25 protein-coding genes and 1 pseudogene are annotated in these 20,857 nt (G+C 46.9%); 1 reads left to right on the top strand and 25 read right to left on the bottom strand.

Going from position 1 to position 20,857, the window contains the following annotated elements; translation table 11 throughout:
* Positions 1-3 precede the first annotated feature (3 nt).
* Complete coding sequence (locus OCV62_RS00660) at positions 4-1,686, bottom strand: DAK2 domain-containing protein (RefSeq protein ID WP_262584668.1); 1,683 nt, start codon at positions 1,684-1,686, stop codon at positions 4-6.
* A gap of 13 nt (positions 1,687-1,699) precedes the next feature.
* On the bottom strand, positions 1,700-2,056 hold the full coding sequence (locus tag OCV62_RS00655; protein ID WP_021915647.1) for an Asp23/Gls24 family envelope stress response protein: 357 nt from the start codon (positions 2,054-2,056) through the stop codon (positions 1,700-1,702).
* Between the two features lie 180 nt (positions 2,057-2,236).
* Here OCV62_RS00655 and rpmB point away from each other — a divergent pair, with 180 nt between their 5' ends.
* Complete coding sequence (rpmB, locus tag OCV62_RS00650) at positions 2,237-2,422, top strand: 50S ribosomal protein L28 (RefSeq protein WP_117959793.1); 186 nt, start codon at positions 2,237-2,239, stop codon at positions 2,420-2,422.
* Positions 2,423-2,624: 202 nt separating this feature from the next.
* On the opposite strand, the gene OCV62_RS00645 is transcribed toward rpmB, so the two are convergent.
* The 23 genes and pseudogenes from OCV62_RS00645 to OCV62_RS00535 form a co-directional block, all read right to left on the bottom strand.
* Positions 2,625-3,008 (bottom strand): SdpI family protein, encoded by a 384-nt coding sequence (locus OCV62_RS00645; RefSeq protein WP_262584666.1) that lies wholly within the window; start codon positions 3,006-3,008, stop codon positions 2,625-2,627.
* A 26-nt stretch (positions 3,009-3,034) separates the two neighbouring features.
* On the bottom strand, positions 3,035-3,499 hold the full coding sequence (locus tag OCV62_RS00640) for a hypothetical protein (protein ID WP_262584665.1): 465 nt from the start codon (positions 3,497-3,499) through the stop codon (positions 3,035-3,037).
* A 14-nt stretch (positions 3,500-3,513) separates the two neighbouring features.
* Positions 3,514-4,425: a hypothetical protein gene (locus OCV62_RS00635; RefSeq protein WP_262584664.1), complete on the bottom strand. Its 912-nt coding sequence runs from the start codon at positions 4,423-4,425 to the stop codon at positions 3,514-3,516.
* A gap of 21 nt (positions 4,426-4,446) precedes the next feature.
* On the bottom strand, positions 4,447-4,893 hold the full coding sequence (locus tag OCV62_RS00630) for a GNAT family N-acetyltransferase (RefSeq protein ID WP_117959797.1): 447 nt from the start codon (positions 4,891-4,893) through the stop codon (positions 4,447-4,449).
* Between the two features lie 16 nt (positions 4,894-4,909).
* Positions 4,910-5,092: an alpha/beta fold hydrolase gene (locus OCV62_RS00625; RefSeq protein ID WP_262584867.1), complete on the bottom strand. Its 183-nt coding sequence runs from the start codon at positions 5,090-5,092 to the stop codon at positions 4,910-4,912.
* Positions 5,093-5,270: 178 nt separating this feature from the next.
* Entirely contained in the window at positions 5,271-6,374 is a 1,104-nt protein-coding gene (gene tnpB / locus OCV62_RS00620; protein ID WP_262584661.1) for an IS200/IS605 family element RNA-guided endonuclease TnpB, read from the bottom strand.
* A gap of 34 nt (positions 6,375-6,408) precedes the next feature.
* Positions 6,409-6,597: pseudogene (locus OCV62_RS18415) on the bottom strand (transposase); the annotation flags it as partial.
* A gap of 115 nt (positions 6,598-6,712) precedes the next feature.
* Positions 6,713-6,904 (bottom strand): hypothetical protein, encoded by a 192-nt coding sequence (locus tag OCV62_RS00610; protein ID WP_262584659.1) that lies wholly within the window; start codon positions 6,902-6,904, stop codon positions 6,713-6,715.
* A gap of 44 nt (positions 6,905-6,948) precedes the next feature.
* Positions 6,949-7,530 carry a hypothetical protein gene (locus OCV62_RS00605; protein WP_262584658.1) on the bottom strand — a complete coding sequence of 194 codons (582 nt, stop codon included), beginning with the start codon at positions 7,528-7,530 and terminating at the stop codon, positions 6,949-6,951.
* Positions 7,531-7,730: 200 nt separating this feature from the next.
* Positions 7,731-8,153, bottom strand: a complete 423-nt coding sequence (locus tag OCV62_RS00600; RefSeq protein WP_021916115.1) for a GerW family sporulation protein — start codon at positions 8,151-8,153, stop codon at positions 7,731-7,733.
* A 1-nt stretch (position 8,154) separates the two neighbouring features.
* Complete coding sequence (locus OCV62_RS00595) at positions 8,155-9,204, bottom strand: DUF2953 domain-containing protein (protein WP_262584657.1); 1,050 nt, start codon at positions 9,202-9,204, stop codon at positions 8,155-8,157.
* The gene (locus tag OCV62_RS00590) at positions 9,201-9,533 is read right to left on the bottom strand and encodes a hypothetical protein (RefSeq protein ID WP_262584655.1); all 333 of its coding nucleotides are present in this window, start codon (positions 9,531-9,533) and stop codon (positions 9,201-9,203) included. The genes OCV62_RS00595 and OCV62_RS00590 overlap by 4 nt, the downstream gene beginning before the upstream one ends.
* Before the next feature lie 111 nt (positions 9,534-9,644).
* On the bottom strand, positions 9,645-10,097 hold the full coding sequence (locus OCV62_RS00585) for an NUDIX hydrolase (RefSeq protein WP_021916112.1): 453 nt from the start codon (positions 10,095-10,097) through the stop codon (positions 9,645-9,647).
* A 115-nt stretch (positions 10,098-10,212) separates the two neighbouring features.
* Positions 10,213-11,670, bottom strand: coding sequence for a peptidoglycan D,D-transpeptidase FtsI family protein (locus OCV62_RS00580; protein WP_262584653.1), 1,458 nt, complete (start codon positions 11,668-11,670; stop codon positions 10,213-10,215).
* Positions 11,621-12,979 carry an FtsW/RodA/SpoVE family cell cycle protein gene (locus tag OCV62_RS00575; protein WP_117959801.1) on the bottom strand — a complete coding sequence of 453 codons (1,359 nt, stop codon included), beginning with the start codon at positions 12,977-12,979 and terminating at the stop codon, positions 11,621-11,623. Before OCV62_RS00575 ends, OCV62_RS00580 begins: the two co-directional genes overlap by 50 nt.
* 2 nt (positions 12,980-12,981) lie before the next feature.
* On the bottom strand, positions 12,982-15,282 hold the full coding sequence (locus tag OCV62_RS00570; RefSeq protein ID WP_262584650.1) for a U32 family peptidase: 2,301 nt from the start codon (positions 15,280-15,282) through the stop codon (positions 12,982-12,984).
* Positions 15,283-15,566: 284 nt separating this feature from the next.
* Entirely contained in the window at positions 15,567-15,980 is a 414-nt protein-coding gene (locus OCV62_RS00565) for a cell division protein ZapA (protein ID WP_117959803.1), read from the bottom strand.
* A gap of 152 nt (positions 15,981-16,132) precedes the next feature.
* Positions 16,133-17,116 carry a Holliday junction branch migration DNA helicase RuvB gene (gene ruvB / locus OCV62_RS00560; RefSeq protein WP_117959804.1) on the bottom strand — a complete coding sequence of 328 codons (984 nt, stop codon included), beginning with the start codon at positions 17,114-17,116 and terminating at the stop codon, positions 16,133-16,135.
* 99 nt (positions 17,117-17,215) lie between these two features.
* Positions 17,216-17,830 (bottom strand): Holliday junction branch migration protein RuvA, encoded by a 615-nt coding sequence (ruvA, locus tag OCV62_RS00555; RefSeq protein ID WP_262584649.1) that lies wholly within the window; start codon positions 17,828-17,830, stop codon positions 17,216-17,218.
* Between the two features lie 21 nt (positions 17,831-17,851).
* Positions 17,852-18,364 carry a Gx transporter family protein gene (locus tag OCV62_RS00550; RefSeq protein WP_262584648.1) on the bottom strand — a complete coding sequence of 171 codons (513 nt, stop codon included), beginning with the start codon at positions 18,362-18,364 and terminating at the stop codon, positions 17,852-17,854.
* Positions 18,365-18,560: 196 nt separating this feature from the next.
* Positions 18,561-19,721 carry an RNA-guided endonuclease InsQ/TnpB family protein gene (locus OCV62_RS00545; RefSeq protein ID WP_262584646.1) on the bottom strand — a complete coding sequence of 387 codons (1,161 nt, stop codon included), beginning with the start codon at positions 19,719-19,721 and terminating at the stop codon, positions 18,561-18,563.
* On the bottom strand, positions 19,654-20,307 hold the full coding sequence (locus tag OCV62_RS00540) for an IS607 family transposase (RefSeq protein WP_262584866.1): 654 nt from the start codon (positions 20,305-20,307) through the stop codon (positions 19,654-19,656). Before OCV62_RS00540 ends, OCV62_RS00545 begins: the two co-directional genes overlap by 68 nt.
* Positions 20,308-20,462: 155 nt before the next feature.
* Complete coding sequence (locus OCV62_RS00535; protein WP_262584645.1) at positions 20,463-20,810, bottom strand: NusG domain II-containing protein; 348 nt, start codon at positions 20,808-20,810, stop codon at positions 20,463-20,465.
* Positions 20,811-20,857 lie beyond the last annotated feature (47 nt).

The following is a 20,857-nucleotide window of genomic DNA, read 5'->3' as shown; positions in this document are numbered from 1 at the left end:
GCCTCACTCTGCAGAAACAATATAGTAGTAAATCGGCTGTCCGCCATACTGCAGCTCTACATCACACGCCGGATATTTCTCCGCCACCTTGTCGCGGAGCGCTGCAGCGTCTTCCTCTTTGGTCTCCTGACCATAATAGATGCTGATCAGCTCCATATCCTCATCCATCATGCTATCGATCATGTCTTTCGTAACTGTTTCGATCGCCTGTCCGACTGCAAGGATTCCTGCATCTCCGATCCCCATGTAATCGCCCTGATGGATTTCATGATCGTCGATCACCGTATCTCTGACTGCATAGGTTACTTCACCGGTGCGAACGGTTTCGATCGCTTCTGTCATCGCCGCTTCATTTTCTTCCGGACTCAGATCCGGTACATAGTTGATCACTGCGGTAATGCCCTGTGCGATTGTCTTGGTAGGAATGACAACGATCTTCTTGTCCTCCGTCATATATTTTGCCTGGTTTGCAGCCAGAATGATATTTTTATTATTAGGGAGAACGTAAACGGTTTCTGCGTTTACTTTTTCAATGGCATTCAGCACATCCTCGGTGCTCGGGTTCATCGTCTGACCACCCTCGATGATATAGTCTACGCCAAGGTCTTTTAAGATCGCATTGATCCCTTCGCCTACAGAAACCGCGATAAATGCCGCTGCCTTTTTCTCAGCCGGTGCTGCAGCTGCAGCCTCCTGCTGCTCCTTCTGTGCCATCTTCACAACCTTTTCATGGTGCTCCAGGCGCATGTTGTCGATCTTCATATTGGAAAGTGCACCATACTTTAATGCCTTCTGGATCGCAAGACCCGGGTCATTGGTATGCACGTGTACCTTAACCACATCGTCATCTGCCACAACTACGATCGAATCGCCGATGGATTCCAGATATGCCTTAAAGTCCATCTCCTGCTTGATGTTAAAGGTCTTGGAAAGCATGATGATAAACTCTGTACAATAGCCGAATTTGATATCGCTCTCTTCCAGAACGGTTTCCTGGCTGCCTGCAAACGGAGCCCCTGCAGGAGCTGCGGTCTCTGTTACCGTCCAGTCGATCTCTTTGCCTAAAAACGCTTCATAAGCGCCCTTTAACACCTGCATCAGACCCTGTCCGCCGGAATCCACAACGCCAGCCTGTTTTAAAACAGGCAGCATCTCCGGAGTCTGGCTCAGCACATAGTCTGCGCGCTCAATGATATCGCCGATATATTTTTCCAGGTCGGTTTCCCCTGCATCTGCCAGCTCACGGGCCTTTAAAGAAGCACTCTTGGCAACAGTCAGGATCGTGCCTTCCTTCGGTTTCATAACTGCTTTGTATGCAGTCTCTACCGCTTTCTCACAAGCTTCTGCAAGCAGCGGAATATCGATCGTATCATAATCGCGGATCGCTTTGGTGAAGCCTCTGAACAGCTGCGATAAAATGACGCCTGAGTTGCCTCTGGCGCCTCTTAAGGAACCGGATGAAATCGCCTTTGCCAGGGATTTCATATCCAGGTCATTGTTTGCATTCATCGCTGCAACGTCTTTTGCCGCAGACATAATGGTCAGTGTCATGTTCGTACCTGTATCACCATCCGGAACAGGGAACACGTTTAATTCATTGATCCACTCTTTCTTACTCTCCAGATTCTTAGCACCTGCTAAGAACATCTTTGCAAGCATCTTAGCGTCGATCGTATTTACAGCCACAGTTAAGTCCTCCTTAATCAATCACTCGCACACCTTCTACAAAGATGTTGATTTTCTCTATCTCAATTCCGGTAAATTCCTCTACCTTATATTTTACATTGCTGATCAGATTGTCCGATACCGCAAGAATGCTCACCCCGTATGCCACGATAACGTGGAAGTCCAGTGTCAGTTTATTATTATTCAGTGTAACTGCAATGCCCTTAGTAATGCTGTCGCTCTTCAACAGCTTGACAAGACCGCCCTTCACCGTAGCGCCCATGCCAACGATGCCGAAACACTCCATCGCCACTGTTCCCGCATATTGACCAATCACTTCATTATCAATCGTAATATTGCCCATATGGGTCGTCATAGAAGAACCCTTCATGTGATAACCTCCTTTTTCCATGAAAATCTAAGGCTATTATAACCGCTTTCCTGCAAAAAGGGAATAACCATTTTAATTTTTTAAAAATTTGATGATTTTTTACTTGCCAAATGTATTTAATTCTGTTATCATACTGATGTTGTCAGTCAAACGACGAATATAGTTTGAGGAGGTGCAATCATGGCAAAATGCGATATTTGTGGCAAAGGCGCTCATTTCGGTAACAACGTAAGCCATTCCCATAGAAGATCCAACCGTATCTGGAATTCCAACGTCAGAAGCGTTAAATGTAAAGTCAACGGTGGTGCACGGAGAATGCACGTTTGCACAAGCTGCTTGAAGTCCGGCAGGGTTGAAAGAGCTTAATTGAATCAGAAACATTGAAAAGCTGCTCTGGGTTTTCAGAGTAGCTTTTTTGTCATGGCGACGAGGAAAAGGACAGACCTGCGAAGCAGGGATGTTCCTGAATTACAGCCGCCGCTCTGCGGAGGTCTGTCCTTTTCCGATCGCTGATCATCCACCGGCCCCGGAAAAAACATTCCGGGGCCGGTGGATGATCTTAATAATCTCAGCTCCTCTTCCATTCCCCATTCCGGTCAAATCTCTTTTTCAGTTCCCGCTCTGTCACAACGATCGTTCCAATGATAACGACGCACTGCAGTGTACACACAATTCCCCCAACATTCCCTACGCAGTTGTTCCCTTTTCCGAAAACACACGCCAAAACAATTACCGTAACCGGAATCATTACAAGCCCGCTGACATACCAGAGCTTTCCGCAGCAGCGATGCGCGTATTTCCAGGTCTCTTTATTTTTCATGGACATCGCCGTCCGGTATCCATACATCGCATTGATCTCCTTCGGAGGCTTTTTCTGAAATCTTTTTCCAATAAAAACCATCGTAACCGGAATCAGCAGATCCATCACCAGCATAAAAATCCAAAAGCCCATAGTGCCTCTCTTTCCCTGTGAAAAAATCACTTCACAAAAATGCTGTCATCTCCATATCTGCCGATATGGGACGGCTTTTTCGGCGAATAATAAAGCTTCCCCAGCACTTCTTCCGGATTCGAATCCGTCAGATAACGTCCATACAGGGTTTTTGCAAACTCCGTACCGGTCAGCATGTCCAGCGTGTCCGTATAGGTGACGCCATCCACCTGATACTCAACCGTCGCAACATAGATCGAATCTGTATCCACGGTTTCCGTCGCCGCAGAATAAGACGTTGTCGTACTTTTTTCTATTTTAATAATTTTGTACTCAGATGGATCGATTTCAGCCGTATAGGTGTGTTTCCGGTAAAGATCGACAGCTGCGATAATGACCACCGTTACCAGTACGCCAATCAGGCAGACCGTAAGCACAGCAATCAGAGCTTCCCTGTTTTTCTCGTTTTGCCTGGAGTTCACACCCCGTTTTCTATTGTCAGAATTTCCCAATCCGTACCTCCCACTCAAAATTCGTTCGGTACATCCATCCCGATCACATAATTGTAACTGTAGGTATGGACATAAAGCTTCCCATCCTGTTCTATGATCAGATCCGGTGCCTTTTTTAAGGACAGCCGATCGATCACTTCTCCTGTGTTACGATTGATCTGATACAAATAATCCGGTTCCGCCGTAAAGCCATAGCCGCACAGAATAACATCCCCTTTGACTACAAAATTCATGGAATTATAGGTCTGGTCTGCGCTTCTCCACAGCAGCTTATCGTTTTCCAGATCATAGGCAAACATAAAACAGGTATTGGATTGCGCGTATCCGTTTCTCACGCTGGCTCCGTAAAAAATCCCATCCTCCAGATATGCATTGTTGCCGTTAATATACCACTGATCCGTCGGATAATCCAGCACATAGATGCAATTTCCCGTACCGGTTTCATAAATATAGAGCTCGTCATCCACCCACTGGTACTGGTAATGATCGTCATAAAAGCTGTTCCAGTCCGTGCCGATCATCGGAAGTGACAAATTTTCGCTGTCATACCAGTCGTTTGCCCAGCTGACTCCGTTTTCCTCTTCTGATAGAATGGTCAACCCGATCGGATCCACCGCATCGCCGTCCGCAAGTATCTCGCCCATTGTGGATATGTCCAGGGTTAGATATTTCGGTTCTGTCGTGTTTTCCACAGTTGCTTCGGAAGTTGCTTCGTTTTCCGGCTCCTGAGCAGTCGTTTTCGTATTTTGCGTCTCGCCCGTTTCTGACACAGAGTCTTTTGCATCTGCATCCTCTGTGTCCGGCATGGCGCTTTCGTTTTGTATCCCAATACTTTCTGCCATTTCAGTTTTCGTCTCTGCTCTCTGACCGCAGCCCGCCAATACCAGGCACAGCGCCAGAAAAAGTGCGCCTTTTCGTTTGTTCATCCTGTTTTCCTCCTCAAATTGTCATTCTATTGCGAGCATCTTTATGACGTATTCCGTCGTCCCCGCTTCCAGACGCCTTTGCCCGGAAAGAGAAAAGCCGTGGGCTTCATAAAACCGGATCGCGCGTTCATTTTTCTCAAGCACCCACAGATGGTCTGCCCGATGCTCCTGCTTGGCGTACTCCATCAGCGCTGCGCCGATTCCCTGATTCTGAAAAAAATGATCCACATAAAACTCTGCGATTTCCGTCTGTTCCAGATGAATCAGTCCTTTCACAATTCCATCGTCATACACAAAAATATGATCTAGGATTTCCGGCTGCGCATACTCTTTTGCAACATCCAGTACTTGAAGCACATGAAAAGAATAGTCGTCGTTTTTAAAAATCGATCGATAATTCATTCGCTTATCAAATACGAGGATTTCTGCAATTCTTGAAAGATCTTTCTTTTCCGCTTTTCGAATCATTCTTCCTCCTATGGTTTTAAAGGCTTTCCAGAAACCTGTCCACTTCCCGGTTAAATTCCTCCGAGCGCTTATTTGCAACAAAATGATCCCCCTCGAGGATCGCCAAACGGGCATTCGGGATATTTTCCGCAATTTTTCTCGTGTGGTCTTCCCGGATCATGTCTTTTGTCCCGCAGATTACGAGGGTCGGTGCGGTAATCTGTGCAAGCTCTTCCGGGTGAACTACCCATTGTCTAAAGCCAATGGGCTTCCTGCTTCGCAGACCTCGTTTCTACGTTCCACTCCGGTCGGAGCAGAACAAACATCCACTGGATGTTTTGCTCCCTACTATCTCCACAGGCGTTAATTCGGGCAGTCCCTGCCCTATATTATTATTTTTATGCTATTTCTCTTAATCCTTCTTCCAGTATATTCTTTGCCGCATTGATATCTCTGTCATGATTTGTTCCACAGACAGGACATATCCATTCCCTTACGGATAGATTTTTCGTCTCTGTATTTTGGTATCCACAGGCTGAACACAACTGACTGCTGGCATAAAATGTATTTATCTTGATATATTTTCTGCCATTCCACTTTGCCTTATATTCTAACTGTCTTGTCAGCTCATACCATGATACATCACTTATGGACTTTGCCAAATGATGATTTTTTACCATGTTTTTTATCTGCAAATTTTCCGAAACTATCACTTGGTTTTCGCTGATAATCTCATGGGACATCTTGTGCAGATAATCTTTTCTGGTATTTGTTATTTTTTCATGACATAATGCTATCTTTTTCTTTACTTTGTAGTAGTTTTGGCTTCTTTTTTCTTTGTGCGCTAACTGTCTTTGCAGTTTTTTCAGTTTCTTTTCGTATTTTCTGATAATTTTTGGATTTTCGTATTTCTTTCCATCAGAAGTAATACATAACTCCTTAACGCCCAAATCTATTCCTGTATTTTGATTTGTATGCGGCAGTTCCACGTGTTCTGTTTCCACTAAAATGGATACATAATACTTTCCACTCGGAACTTGTGATATCGTTGCCGATTTTATCTGCCCGCTAAAATTTCTATGCAGTTTTGCTTTTACATTTTTTAATTTAGGCAGTTTTACTCTATTGTCCTCGAAATCTACTGCTATATTGCAATTCGTAAAATTTGTTGTATATGACTTATGATTATCGTGTTTACTCTTAAACTTCGGATAACCTGCATGTTCCTTAAAAAATTTCTGATATGCAGCATCCATGTTGTAAATCGCATTTGTCAGAGCGAATTTATCCACTTCTTTCAGCCATTCATATTCTTTCTTTAATTGTCTGTTGCAGTAATTGTTACAGTCAGTTTTACTAACCGATTTTTTCTCTTTCTCATATACTTCTTTCCGGTATGCCAGTGTCTGATTATATACAAAACGGCAACAGCCAAATGTTTTTGCAATTTGTATTTTCTGCTCATTATTAGGGTATATTCTGTATTTATATGCCTTTAACATCCACTGTCACCCTCTTTCTCAACCTTGATTTTTGAATATGGTCTTTATCCGTTTCCATATATCTGATAATAACACTGTGCCTTTGACATATCTCATATGAAAACTGCTTTATATCATCTGATATCTGTCTCGAAACCAGTAATTTCTTCCTATATTTGCAGACGAAAATAATGTGATATTGTAATAAGTATTTATGTCTGTTTTTAGATTTCCATGGTCCCATACAATGAGCATACAATAATTTCTGATTTTTAGCTACCTTAACCCACCGTCTAAAGCCAGTGGGATTGCGGTAGCCTTATTTCAAACGCCCGACTGACGTTTTTTGCCAAAATCGGTCACTGATCGCAGCTTAAAATCAGATAGCTGACCGCCAGCAAGATCAGTGCAAACACAACGCCCAAAAAGCGATACCGAAAGCACAGCATCAAAAACATTCCCATCGCTGTCCAGAATATTGCAAACGCAACCAGTCGGATCATAAACGCATCAATCCCTGCAAAATATCTTATATTATTTAGTCTATGCACGGGCTGGCGTTCTTTGATTAAAAATCTGTGCAAGCATCAACGGCTTAGTCCTTTCGCAGTCCGGCTGCCTGCATAATTGCCTCAACCGGCTCCACAGGCTCGCTTCCCCAGAAAATCTCCGTATCCGCGCATCCCGCAGTATCCAGCAGTTCCCGCGCATCTTCTTTTAAGAGCCTTTGATAAGCGTCGTCTACCATTTCCAGCTTTAACAGAGCTTCCTCCCTGTCACTGTCCGTTTGCTCCGAAAGCCATGCAGAAGCCGCCTCCCGGATTTCTTCCGGATCCAGACCGGTATGTTCGCCCCACTCCAACAGCTTTACTGCTGCCTGCACCGCTATCAGAGACGAACCCGATGTCCCAATCTGAACCTTAGAATTGATTTCATCCAAAATCGGAAGCGTCAGAGCTGTAGACGTATCCTCCGGGTTTTCCGGATTCCCGATATCGCCTGTATCCTCCGGATTATCCGCATTTCCGATAGTATCTGTATCATCCGGCTCCTCTGAAAGAGCTGTGCTATTTTCCATTTCTTCCGACCAGGTTTCCTGCTGTTGGTCACCGGAAGCCTCCGTTTCTTTCTGTACAGAGCATCCCGCCAGCAAAACAGCAAAAAGCAAAGCTGCCATACACAGTATCGCGGCAGTCGAAGTTGTCCTCCTGTTTTTGAATCGTTTCATCCTTTTTTTCATCCTGCCTGCCCTCAAGCTTTCTTCAAAAAGCAAAACAGGGACAAATCCAGCCAGACCGCCCCTGTCACATGTTTCGCTATCCTTTAATACCAGATTGCTACGCGCTTTGCACTCTCGCAATCTTCATCATTTTAAATTTATGCTTCGTTTCCGTCTTCTTCCGGGAACGCTGCGTCCACCGCTTCCTCATCGCTCATCATTTCCTGTTTAGGCGTCGTAAAGCGATCTACCAGGTCAGGAATCATGTCGATTACCTTGCTGACGCTGTCCTGATTCTTGATGTTGACCAGACGTGTCTGTCCGTTTTTAATCAGAAGCACCGCGCTGGGGGACATCTTGCCGCTCATACCGCCCATGCCGCCGTTTTTGCGGGAGTCCTTACCCGCTCCGCAGCTTGCGCCCGCACCGATTCCAAACGATACATCCACAAGCGGGATAATGATCGTATCATCGATCTTTGTTGCTTCTCCAACTACGGTTTTAGTTGTGAAAACGGATTCTGCCCCTTTCACCAAGGCTTCCATTACAGAAGTAATATTGTTATCTTTATTTTCTGCCATGCTATGCTTCCTCCTTCTTGCGCAGTATTCTGATCAGTCGTCTGACATTTTTATTGAGTAAAATCCTCAGTCCGCAGATTCCGAGGGTTCCAAGCCGGATTCTGCCTTTGAGGTGAAGTTCTCCTTCGATATATTTCTCTTCAAAATCCGGTTCCAGCCGGATATTTCCTTTATGCCAGGGATACAGCATTCCCTGTATCGCCATGATCTGTCCGGTAGAAGCCGGATCGCCTGTCCCGACGATTCCAAAAACCTCCAGCTTTCGCGGCAGTACATGTCTGATAATTTCTCCCAGCTCGTAAAATCCAACCCGGATCGCCTGCCGTGTCTGCGGCTGATCCCAGATTCTTTTATAATAGACAGTCTGTTGTTTGAGCCGGTCGGTCTTTTGCTGCATTCCGCGCAGTCGGTCTGTGACCTGCGAAAGCTTACCGGAAAGCTTTTCAAAAAAGCTGCCGGCAGGATGGTCAGATGCAGTGTCCGAATCGGTGGCTTGCGCGTCAGCCTCCGAAGCAGACGTTTCGTTCGGGTCAGTTGACTGTGATTCGACATCAGGCATCCTAGTCGTAGCCGAGCCACGCGGGTCTGCTGACTGCGGTTCAGATGCTTCCGCGACAGTTTGTGTCTGCGGTTCGTCAGTCGTACCGGCAGCAGGCGCGCTCTCGCCCAGCGTTTTTACGTCCGCAGACGGCATTTTCGCTCCGTCCGCATCCAGCACATTCGTATCCGCGTCGGCGTCGCCTACACCTTCCTCTGCGTCCGCCCCGGATGCCGCTTTTTTCTCTTTCCCCAATCGGTCTTTTTTCGGATAAATTAAAAATCCCGCCACGCGGACTTCCAAAAGCAGTTCTTTTTCATATGTGACACGGATAGACAGCAGATGTAACAGCCATGTCACACGACCCCGGATGTATTTTTCTTCCTTCCAGACGCCGTCCGCCCGATATCGGATCGGGACGAGCAAAACGGTCAGAACTGTCAGCAAGATCAGTCCGAGGATTCCAAGCAAAATCCATCCAATTACTTTTAATATTGTCAGAAGTACTGTCATCCGCCGCCTCCTTTCCCGGAGGTAAAGGTCTTTTGCAGATATCCCTTGATATCCGCTTCCATTCCGGCGTCCATCGTATCCTGCAGCATCTGCTGCACAAGAAAAATCGCTTCCTCCCGCCCCTCTGCAATGCCGACAACCTGCAGTGCCTTTTTGTCAAAATATTTTTGTTTTAACAGCGCGCAGTGGAAAATGTCCAGCTGATCTGAAGTGCAAGACAGGCTGATCAGATAGATGCCAAGCTGTCCTCTCCCGGTCAGAAGCTTCCATTTTATTTTATTTACATTGCGGATTGACGGCCCCACATACAGCCTGCGGTAAAATTTCATGAACTGGCAACACTCTCCTGTTCCTAGAATTCCCCCAAATTGCACTCATAAGCATATTTTTTGAAAATAGCCGGTCAGATTGACCGGCCTAAACAGATGATTTCCGTCCGCTTAATAGTATTTGTGGCTGCCCCAGAGATTGCTCTTCTTTAATTCCAGATATTCATGATAGGCTTTTTCGAGAATCTGCTTTTCATTGGCAAATTTCAAAAGATGATAGGCCTCATGATACTTGTAAAATCCGGAGTCCACAAAATACTCTTCTCTTTGCGGCTTACTGTAATAACTGTCTGCCATCATCAAATACCAGTGAACTTCTTTCTCCACGACATCCTCCGGTACGTTGAAGGTATATTCGCTTTTGCCCACATACTTGATAATGGAAGCTCTGGAACCGCTTTCCTCCAGAACCTCACGGAGCGCGGTCTGCTGAAACTCCTCGCCCTCCTCCACGGTTCCTTTAGGGAGTACCCATCCTTCATATTTATTTTTATAATTTTTATAAAGCAGAAGGATCTTCCCCCTAAAAATTACTACACCGCCGCAGCTCGTTGCTTCTATCACTGCAATTCCTCCTGTCCGGCGATATCTGACTCTGGAATTCAGTATACCTTAAATCCGGATACAGGGCAAGTCCTATTCTCCAAAAAGAATTTACCGAAAATTCAAAATTGTCCGGTCAGTCTGAAAAATATGCATCGAACACCTGTCTGGCAAGGGGCACTGCATAATCGCTTCCGGAACCCGCGCTTTCCACGATTACTGTCACCGCAATCTCAGGATTCTCTGCCGGAGCAAAGCCTGTAAACCATGCATGGGATTCGGACTTATCGCTGGAAAATTCAGCGCTTCCGGTCTTCCCGGCAGCCGTATAGGAACGGTCCTTTAGCTTTCTGCCGGTTCCCTCCTGCACAACATCCTCCATCAGGGAAATCATCACTTCCGACTCTTTTTCCGACATCAGCTCCCGATAAACGGACGGCTCATTTTTCTCCAGTATCTTCCCGTCTGCATTCAGCACCCGATCCACGACGATCGGCTGCATCAGTTTGCCGCCGTTTGCGATCGCCGCCGTAATCAGGTTTAACTGTACCGGCGTGATCTGCGTCTTCCCCTGACCGATCGACGTCTGAATCACGTCCTCGTCCGTGCTGTCCTGATCTAACGTTACCTTCGTCTGGTTATAAGGAAGCGGGAACGAAAACTCCTGATTAAACAGCAGACCGTCGATCGTTTCGCCAAATTTTTCCCGATCCATCGACATACCAATGTTGGCAAAAGAGGCATTGCATGATTTTGCAAAAGAGGTCATCAGATTGACATCGCCATGCACGCTCCCGTGATAGCAGTTGATTTTATTGTCTCCATTGATATATGCACCGTTACACTGATAATGATAATTTTGCCAGCTGTCCGGATTTTGGCGGATATAGGCAAGCGCCGTCACGATTTTAAAGGTCGAACCAGGCGGATACAGTCCCTGCGTCCCACGGTTTACGAGTGCTGCTTTGTCCTTGTCGGTGCTGAGCGTCTCCCAGTTTTCTGCGATTTTGTTCGGATCGTAATCGGGCTTGCTGACCATTGCGAGCACTCTTCCCGTTTTTACCTCCGTCACAACAATCGCACCGCGGTATAACCCCAGCGCATCGCTCGCCGCCTGCTGCAGGGAGGTGTCCAGCGTTGTATAGACATCGTTTCCCGGATTTTTTTCTCCTGCCAGCTCATGATCCAACTTTTCCCGGTCAGAAATATCCGAATGAATCAGCTGATAATTTTCCAGCTCCTCGATCCCCGTCTTTCCTTTATCCGTGTAACCAACCACATGGGCAAAGATATTTTTATAGGGATACTCCCGAACTGATGTTCCATCCTCTGCGATCACAGTCTGTGCCAACACCTCTCCCGTCCCAGCGTAAATCGTTCCGCGGGTATTTTCCTGGGCGAGGACGCGCTGCTGGGAATTGTAGCTGTTGTTAAACAGCGCTTCCTGATTGGAGGACACATAATCTGCCAGATACCAGATCATCCCGGCAAACACTGTAAGCATCAGCAGGCTGCACAGATAGAGTTCACGGTTCATCTGCCATTTATTCTGTTTCTTCTGTTTGTCTTTTTTTCTTTCTTCTTTGCTTTTCAATTCGAAGCTCCTCATCATACCGCAAGACAAAAACGCCTTCTATGACGCCAAACATCAGGATCGTCGTCATCACGCTGCTTCCACCGTAGCTGACAAGAGGAAGCGTCACACCGGTCAGCGGGATAAATTTGCTTCCGCCGCCGACAGTCAGAAACGTCTGAAACAGGTATAAAATTGCAAATCCTACTACAAGATTTCTGTAAAATCCGTCTGCAAGACCACCCGCCAGACGAATCATCAGGACAAACAGCACTGCCGCTGTCAGCAAAATTCCAATTCCAAAGAGCAGCCCCAGCTCTTCGATCACTGCGGAAAAAATGAAATCCGTCTCCACATATGGAATATCCTGCGGCGTGCCTTTTCCGATTCCCAGTCCGAACAATCCGCCGCGGCTCATCGCAAACAGTGCCTGTGCGATCTGATATCCCTGCTTATCAATCACACTCCATGGATCTCTCCACGCCTGCACGCGCACCTGTACATGGGAAAACATCCGGTACGCAAGCAACGATGCGCCTGCCCCGGCGACAAGCCCGCCAGCCAGATACAGTGGCTGATGTGCAGAAATCGTCATCAGAAACACATACACCATAAAAAGAATCAACGCGCTGCCCAGATCCTTCGACAGTACAAGAATCAGCACATGCGCTGTTGCTCCGATTCCAGCTGCGACCACCTGCCGGATTCCTGTCTTTTCGGAAAGAACCGCTGCCAGAAAAAATACGAACGTCAGTTTGACAAACTCCGACGGCTGGAAGGTAATTCCACCTATCGACCAGGACAGCTTCGAGCCGTGCGTCACCTGTCCTAAAATCAGCACGATTCCAAGGGCTGCAATTCCGATTCCGGCATAAATCCAGCCAAGTTTTTCCAGAAACCTGCATTTGCGCAAGATCCACGGCACAATCAGAAATACGACAAAGGATGCGCCCGCGATAATCAGCTGTTTGATCGCCTTTGTCAGATCGAGCCGTGTCAGCACGATCAGCCCCGCACTGAAAAGCATACACATATGATTCATAACAATCCGGCTGATTCCCGGATAGATAAACCACGCCAACACCGGCAGCGCCAGCGTCAGAATCTGTAAAAAAGCATAAAACAGCAGATATTTACTTTGCTGCGTCCGGATCACGATGGTCAGCCACGCCGTAAACTGCATCAGAAATAAAAAGACCATCTGCAGCGCTGCAGCGCCAGACTGTTTGCGAACGTCCCCGACAAACAGCGCATAAATGCTACAGCTAAGAAACAGATACAAAAACAGCGGGATCAGATATCTGGATGCTATCACAATCGTATATGCCACGCTTACTGTACTCCTTTTTTATAATGTCCGGTCGTATACTGCGCCGGTGCTGTTCCTTTTCCTTCGCTGAAAAATTCGAGCACTTCCCGCGTTTTTTCCGCCGTCTCGTCCGTAAAATCCAGACGGATTGCACGGATACCGCGCCTTTTCTGCTCTGCAAGATACTGATGCAGGGAAAGCGGCACAGAATTGTAAATCGTGTTCATGCAGTGCCTGCAGTTAACCCATACGGGAAATTCTACATTGTAGCGATCCTTTAACCGACAGGAAAACGCTGCTGCAGGGATTCCCTGCGACAGCTGCTTTTGCGTATGGGAAATCTGACAGGCCCCCAGGCTTCTTTTGACGCATCCGGCACTGACCATCATCGGCACCCTTCCGTAAACCACCATTTCCTGATTTTGGGGAGGAAGCGCTTCCAGCTCCCTGCGGTTTAATTCTAACGGCGCTGTGTAGCTGTCCGGTGCAAAACAGTCCTGATACAATTGCCTGGTTTCCCGGTTAAACGTATAAACGCTATGCTGCAGGGAGAGCTTTTTCTCCGGATATTTTTCTGTCACCCAGCACATTCCACCAAGGCTGCCCGCCAAAAATCCATCCACCAGCCCGTCATAGGCCTTCACCTGTCCCGACAGACGTTTTAAATACGGTTCGCTGTACGAGCGTAGGATCGTCGGAAGCGTCACAAACAGTTCAAATCCGGGACGATCTGCTTTCACGTTCCTTACGAGTTCCATCAGCTGTCCGGTTTTCGGATCGTCCATCAAATCCGAAGAAAGGTACAACCGATCTGTGCCCGTCGTGCGCAGCGCGGCAAATGCCTGCTCTGCCTGCAGGACAGAGACATAGCATTTGGTTGGCTGCGGACGCTGGGTATCCGCATAATGAAGGGGCGGCATAGCTGCTGCAGTCGCAGTCGATTCGCCGGCCTCGGGCTGCGCTGTTTCTGCTTCCCGGCCGTGTTCCGGAACATATGTTCTTTTTTGTCGATCCTGCAGTTTCTCCGTCAACGCATCCAGCGTTTCCCGACGCAGCTCGTTGAGCGCAGAAACCGGAACAAAGCTGTCTCCGTCCAGCTCTACGGAAATATCATCTGCCCCGTAGAATGAGCCGCCGGTCTTTTTGAGCTGCTTGACGACATCATCCTCTGCCAGTGGGCGCTTCTGTGCCGGCTGTGCGACTGTGCCTTCTTTTTGAACCGAAATGCCTTCGCAGGACGCTGTTAAATTGATCGGCTCGCCCGGACGGATTGCCGCATGGAAGCTGACTGGCTTTTGCAGCTTGCCATCCTCCATCATCCCATGCACCCGTTCCAAAATTTCCTGTGGACATGCCAAATATCCGGGTTTTTCCAACGTCAGCATTTCTCTGCCGTTATGCCTGTGATAATATCCGCCGCCGGTTTCCGAACGAACGTAGAGCTTTGCCAAAAGCTCCTGATCCTTCGGATCGATTTGCCAATGCTCCCGATCTGTCAGATACAAATCCATATATTTGCGGTAGATTGCAGTAACGCCGGCAACATATTCCGGGCTCTTCATCCGCCCTTCTATTTTAAAGGAATCGATTTTTGCATCCATCAACTCCGGTAAAAACGGCAGCACACAGAGATCTTTTAAGCTCAGCGGATACGCCGGAGGTTTTTGCTGACTTTTTCCGCCCATCCTGCCCCCTCCTGCTTCCTGTCCAAGCACCGTATAGGGCTGTCTGCATGGCTGCGCACAGCGTCCCCGGTTTCCGCTTCTTCCGCCCAGAAAGCTTGAAAACAGGCACTGTCCGGAATAGCAATAGCACAAGGCTCCATGGATAAATACTTCCATTGCCAGACCAGTCTGCTCTTTTAACAGGCGAATTTCTTCCAGGCTCAATTCCCTCGCCGGGACAATCCGACAGACACCCAACGATTTTAAAAACAGGGCACTTCTGCTCTCCGTCACCGTCATCTGCGTGCTGGCATGCAGCTCCATGCCGGGAAAATTTTTGCGCAGCTTCTCCAAAACGCCCATATCCTGAACGATGACGCCGTCCAGCCCCGCCTCATAAAACGGTGCGATCCAGTCGCAAAGTCCTGAAAGCTCGTCCTGCTTTGTCAGCGTATTGACAGTTAAATAGATTTTCCGATTCCACAGATGGGCGAGGGAAAGTCCCTCTAACAGCTCTTCCCTGGAAAAGTTTCCGGCAAACGCCCGCGCACCGAACCGCTGTCCACCCAGATACACGGCGTCCGCACCCGCTGCAATCGCTGCCTTTAAGCAGTCCATAGTTCCGGCAGGAGCCAAAAGCTCGCCTCTGTATTCTTCCATCCTCTTCCTCCATTGATAAAGAAAATATAACAATAGAATGCATGCTCTGCGAGCATTCTATTGTCATGAATAAAAAAGAATGTGCCTTGGCACATTCTCCGCCTGCGGCGGATCGCGCAAGCGACATTCTTCCATTCCGCCGCAGTGCGATCTCCGCGGAGCGTCTTTATCGTATTGGAAACAAGTTTCCAATACGATAAAGAAACAGGCTGTCATCGCTGACAGCCTGACCGTCTGTTTCCTTTAATTCAAGACAATAGAACAATTACAGAACATGTATTCTGTTACTTTTTATCCTTCATTCCGCGGATCTCGGTTTCCAGGCGCACGATCTGTCTGGAACTTTCCTGCTGATCCTGCTGCAGCGTCCGCAGGCTCTTTTCCGTATTATCCAGCTTGATCTGGGAAGCAATCAGCTCGTGCTTTAAGTCATACAGCTCTTTTTCCTTGGAGGCTGCTTCTTCCTCCATCTCCTCGATCTGCTTTTTCGCCTTAAAATAATCGTCCGCAATGTTCAATTCCACTAAAATGTTCTGGATATCCGCCGGCTGACGGCGAAAGCTTTCCACCCGGTTGTATTCTGCCAGTTTATTATTGATATAAGAAGCCACCTTCTGCAGGTATTCTTCGCTTTCGTAGCCGCTGAGCGTCAGTACCCTGCCTCCGATGATCACTTCTGTATCTGTCTTGACCGCCATGACTGTCTACCCTTTCGTATCGCGTATCCGCGCTTTCTGAACAGCGCTGTCAGCAACAGCATCTACATTTTGTACGCACTCTGTTGCCAGAACTCAAAAAACGCTGTTCGATTCTTTTTCATTATAAGGGCAAAAAGCACCAATTGCAAGCGTTAAAGTCCCAGATGTGTATAAGCAATCTGCGTCGCAACTCGTCCGCGCGGCGTGCGGTCAATCAGTCCTTTCATCAAAAGATACGGTTCATAAACATCCTCGATCGTACCGGCATCCTCTCCGATCGACGCTGCCAGCGTGTCCAGTCCGACCGGACCGCCGCCAAACTTTTCGATGATCGTCACAAGAATGTTTCGATCCACCCGATCCAGACCGAGCGTATCCACATCCATCAGGTCGAGGGCGGTGTGCGCCACCGTTTCCGTAATCACGCCGTTATATTTGACCTGCGCAAAATCGCGCACCCGCTTCAAAATCCGGTTTGCCAGACGCGGCGTCCCGCGGCTTCTGCGCGCAAGCTCCGTCGCCCCCGCATCCTCGATTTTTACGTTCAGAACCTTTGCCGACTGCTTGATAATCAGCTTCAGCTCATCCTCCGTATAAAATTCCATATGGTGGATCATCCCGAAGCGATCCCGAAGCGGCGCTGTTAAAAGTCCCGCCCTCGTCGTCGCGCCCACCAGCGTAAAATGCGGCAGGTCCAGACGCACAGAACGCGCTGTGCTTCCCTTTCCGATCATGATATCGATTGCAAAATCCTCCATTGCAGGGTAAAGCACTTCCTCCACCTGACGGTTTAAGCGATGAATTTCATCGACAAACAGAAGATCACCCTCCTGCAGATTGTTCAGAATTGCAGCCATTTCGCCGGGCTTTTCGATCGCCGGACCGCTGGTTACCTTCATGTTGACGCCCATTTCGTTGGCGATAATCCCCGCAAGCGTCGTCTTTCCAAGACCGGGAGGTCCGTAAAACAGGACGTGATCCAGCGAATCATGGCGTTGCTTTGCCGCTTCGATATAAATTTTTAAGGTCGACTTCGCTTTTTCCTGACCGATATAATCGTCCAGACACTGCGGACGCAATGTTTTCTCGATCTTTTTATCTTCCTCCGTCAGATTCGTCTCGATGACTCTTGGCATGTTGCCTCCATTCTACCGTTGATCACGCTGCAGCAGGTGAAAAAAGCATGGCGCTTTTGTGCCTGCCGCAGGTAAAACATCCTGCTTGTCGGTTTCTTTTTAGAACATTTTTTTCAGGGCCGCCTTTAACAGGGCTTCCACATCCAGATCCGGAGTTTCCTGCAGCACCGCCTTTACCGCGCGCAGCGCTTCTGACGGGGAATATCCAAGCGCCGTCAGTGCCTCTACCGCTTCTGTCTGTGCCTGGCTTTTGCCCGTCAGCATACTGCCCTGCGGAACCTGATTGACCTCCCGCATCATTGCGGTATCCTCTAACGAAATCTTGTCCTTTAACTCCAAAATAATCCGCTGCGCGGTTTTGGTCCCAACGCCGGGCGCTTTTGCAATCGCCTTTGCATCCTGGGAAATCACTGCCATTCGAAGCTCGTCTGCGCTCATCGCAGAGAGCACCGAAAGACCGCCCTTTGGCCCGATTCCGCTGACCGTAATCAGCTGCCGGTACATATTTAAGTCGTCCCGGCTCAAAAATCCATACAGCCCGATCGCATCCTCCCGGACGCTTGTATAGGTATAGAGTTTAACCACTTCTCCGATCTGGGGAAGCCGTCCCGCCATTCCCGCCGGAATTCGGACATTATAGCCAATACCGTTTACTTCTATTACAATATTTTCTTCTTCGATTTCGGCGAGTATGCCGTTTAAATATGCAATCATGTGTTCTCCCTCTGCCGTATCCTATCTCTGCGGCGGCAGCGCCCGGTTGACCGCCCCTGCGCACACGCCAATAAAAATCCCGGTCACGCAGCCTGCCAGCATAAGCCACGGCAGATACCAGCCTGCCCAGCTGCCTCCGAGCACTGCGACCGCCACCGCCAGCTGCCCCAGATTATGGCACACGCCGCCAAGGACGCTCACGCCGACGACAGAAAACAGCTTCAGGCGTTTTGCAAGCACCATCGCAGCAAACGCACATGCCGCCCCCGCCAGGCTGTATAACATCGTAAACATACTCCCGAACAAAAATGCTGCCAGTGCAATCCGAACCGCATTCAGAAAAAGGGCTTCCTTCCAGCCATAGCGATACAGACACAATACCACTGCCAGATTCGCAAATCCCAGTTTAATCCCCGGGATGCCCGGGACAAGGATAAACAGCGATTCTATATAGGAAAGCATCAGTGCCGCCGCGGTCATGACACCGAGAAAGGCTGTTTTTCCGGAAGGATTGCGTGTACTGTTGCTGTTCATGAAGCTTTGCTGCCACTCAAAATATGTTTAAATATACTCAAACACATGGAGAAATTGAAGTCCTTGCGGATACTTCTTACTGCTTCAATGTGTATGCTTTGGCGATTGTAAACAATACGCTACTCACAAGTTCTTGTACACTCCACAGTCGTAAATTCCTGCGATAGCCCGCAGTACATACTTACGTTTGCGTTCATTATGCAACTTCGTAAGTTAAAGCATCTCTTAGATTAAGAGCAGCATTGAAATCCCTATCCTCGACATAGCCACAATCACAACGGTATATTCTATCTGAAAGCTTCAAATCTTTCTTGATAGCACCACAGCAGTGACATATTTTGGATGATGGATACCATCTGTCTACGACTCTTAATTCAATACCATTTTCATCACACTTCGCTTTAAGCTTAGTTCTAAATTCATAGAACTTTTGTGACGCAACGGCTTTTGATAGATGTCTGTTCTTCATCATTCCTGATACATTCAAATCTTCAATCGTTATATAAGATGGCTTGGTTTTCACTATCTCGGCTATTGATTTATTGATATAATCAGTACGGATATTATCTATTTTATGATGAAGTCTTTGCACTTTGAGCTTTTGCTTTTGTATATTCTTTTGAGTGGACTCCCCTTTCTTTGAATTTTCATACTTGCGTGAGAGACCTCTTTGTTCTCTGCGCAATTTCTTTTCCAATTTCTTAACTCTTGCTGACTTATTGATATTTTTGTAAGTTTTACCATTAGAAACAATCGCCAGGTCTTTCAAACCCAGGTCAATTCCTATACCGTCATTGCTATTATTAGCAATCTTAGCGTCGGGAATTTCTACAAGAGCTGACACATAATATCTACCTGCTTTGATGGATACTGTACCGCTTTTGATTTTCCATCCGTCTTTCGTTGTTGGTATATAGCCTTTTTCTTTCATGCGTACCCAACCTAAAGTGGGTATGTTTAACCTATGTCTCTCGCATCTACAATCTTTAGGATTATTCTTTACGAAATACATTTTTACATCAGATTTACCTTTCTTTTTGAAATTAGGAAAAGCACTTTGATGTTTAAAAAATCTTTTAAATGCAGTGCATCCATCTTCTATAGATTTTTTTACAGCTTTTGAATATGCTTCTTTAATCCATATTTTATCAGGATTATCAGGAATGTACTCATTATTGAGCCATACGCTAAAACTCTTGCCGGTCATAAACTTTTCACCTTTATCGTATAAAGCTTTGTTGTGACCGAGATAGAAGTTATAGACGTATCTACAAGTGCCGATCGTCTTGTTAATCTTGATTTTTTGCTCGACTGTCGGATTTATTTCCGTTTTGAAGCTCTTTAGCAATTTCCTCATCCCCTTCTATTTGTTTTTTATACTTACGAAGACCGTACAATCTACAAGAAAAAACGTGAAGAATAGATACAATATCCTGTACAAGTTCTTCCTGCGGTGATAATTCTTCATTATTCACTACCACTATGGTTGTATGAAACCTCATACAGAATTTTTCAAACCAATCATAGCCAAATCTGACAAATCTATCTTTATGTGTAATTATGATAGTTTTGATTTTTTGTTCCATTACTTCATCTAATAATTGATTCCACTTTTTACGATTGTAGTTAAGCCCACTTCCATAATCTTCAATACATTGATCTACAATGATACCTTTCGCATTGCAAAACTGGCGTAAAAAAGTTACTTGGTTTTGTAAATCATCTTTTTGGTTTCTTGTAGATACTCTGGCATAAATAACAGTCTGACGATTATCGTTTTCAGAATTTATGCCCTTAAACTGAAGATATTGGTCATAAGTATAATAACGCCTATCAGTTGGAGTTCGATTTGCTTTTAGAATCCCCTCTCTATCCCAGCGTTGTAACGTTTTGACTGAGACACCCAATAATTCAGCAAAATCTTTTGGTTTGTAATTAGTGATATTAGATGTGTTCATAACAATATCCTCCGTGGGTATATTTCAACACATTTAATTACTATTGACAATGATTTTGATTACTTAAAGTTTGCTCCTTTCTGGCGGATCCAATCTGTCATTGACCAGTTTGATCTATTTCGTTGACCAGCTCAGTCGTTTCATTCTGCTACCGCATCCAGTTCCTGATCTCCCAGCTGTTCCAGACGGATGACAAGCCGGTGCGGCAGGCAGACGATACTCTGTCCGCTTTTCCGAATCAGTCCGCGGCTGACGCAGATCTGATCCGGGCAGTCCGCTTCCTTCATTCGGACGCCACCCTCTGTAATTTCGATCACGTTATAGCTGTCTCCATCGGAAATCCGATATTCCCCGGGTTCCGACAGCGGCAGACGCATCAGCTCTTTACTGTCCTGCTCCACGATCGCATAAACCGTACCGGAAGTCCTGTTTTTGACCTGAAAGAAAAAGACAGCTGCTGCCGCTGCCAGTATAACAGCGGCGATCAAAAGGAAATCCCTCCTGTATTCGCCGCTGCTTATTGTATCATTTTCGA

It is taken from the genome of Gallintestinimicrobium propionicum, assembly GCF_025567525.1.
GTDB classification, from domain to species: Bacteria; Bacillota; Clostridia; order Lachnospirales; family Lachnospiraceae; genus Gallintestinimicrobium; species Gallintestinimicrobium propionicum.
The sequence above is the reverse complement of the archived record's forward strand: the minus strand, read 5'-3'. Positions and strand labels throughout refer to the sequence as shown.

Excerpts from the sequence above, each read along its gene's own strand:
- OCV62_RS00655 (WP_021915647.1), bottom strand. The coding sequence starts at position 2,056 with ATGAAGGGTTCTTCTATGACGACCCATATGGGCAATATTACGATTGAT.
- OCV62_RS00600 (WP_021916115.1), bottom strand. The coding sequence starts at position 8,153 with ATGGCAGAAAATAAAGATAACAATATTACTTCTGTAATGGAAGCCTTG.
- OCV62_RS00590 (WP_262584655.1), bottom strand. The coding sequence starts at position 9,533 with ATGAAATTTTACCGCAGGCTGTATGTGGGGCCGTCAATCCGCAATGTA.
- OCV62_RS00635 (WP_262584664.1), bottom strand. The coding sequence starts at position 4,425 with ATGAACAAACGAAAAGGCGCACTTTTTCTGGCGCTGTGCCTGGTATTG.
- tnpB (WP_262584661.1), bottom strand. The coding sequence starts at position 6,374 with ATGTTAAAGGCATATAAATACAGAATATACCCTAATAATGAGCAGAAA.
- rpmB (WP_117959793.1), top strand. The coding sequence starts at position 2,237 with ATGGCAAAATGCGATATTTGTGGCAAAGGCGCTCATTTCGGTAACAAC.
- OCV62_RS00565 (WP_117959803.1), bottom strand. The coding sequence starts at position 15,980 with ATGGCGGTCAAGACAGATACAGAAGTGATCATCGGAGGCAGGGTACTG.
- ruvA (WP_262584649.1), bottom strand. The coding sequence starts at position 17,830 with ATGATTGCATATTTAAACGGCATACTCGCCGAAATCGAAGAAGAAAAT.
- OCV62_RS00570 (WP_262584650.1), bottom strand. The coding sequence starts at position 15,282 with ATGGAAGAATACAGAGGCGAGCTTTTGGCTCCTGCCGGAACTATGGAC.
- OCV62_RS00595 (WP_262584657.1), bottom strand. The coding sequence starts at position 9,204 with ATGACAGTACTTCTGACAATATTAAAAGTAATTGGATGGATTTTGCTT.
- OCV62_RS00645 (WP_262584666.1), bottom strand. The coding sequence starts at position 3,008 with ATGGGCTTTTGGATTTTTATGCTGGTGATGGATCTGCTGATTCCGGTT.
- OCV62_RS00605 (WP_262584658.1), bottom strand. The coding sequence starts at position 7,530 with ATGGCAGCTTTGCTTTTTGCTGTTTTGCTGGCGGGATGCTCTGTACAG.
- OCV62_RS00550 (WP_262584648.1), bottom strand. The coding sequence starts at position 18,364 with ATGAACAGCAACAGTACACGCAATCCTTCCGGAAAAACAGCCTTTCTC.
- ruvB (WP_117959804.1), bottom strand. The coding sequence starts at position 17,116 with ATGCCAAGAGTCATCGAGACGAATCTGACGGAGGAAGATAAAAAGATC.
- OCV62_RS00630 (WP_117959797.1), bottom strand. The coding sequence starts at position 4,893 with ATGATTCGAAAAGCGGAAAAGAAAGATCTTTCAAGAATTGCAGAAATC.
- OCV62_RS00545 (WP_262584646.1), bottom strand. The coding sequence starts at position 19,721 with ATGAGGAAATTGCTAAAGAGCTTCAAAACGGAAATAAATCCGACAGTC.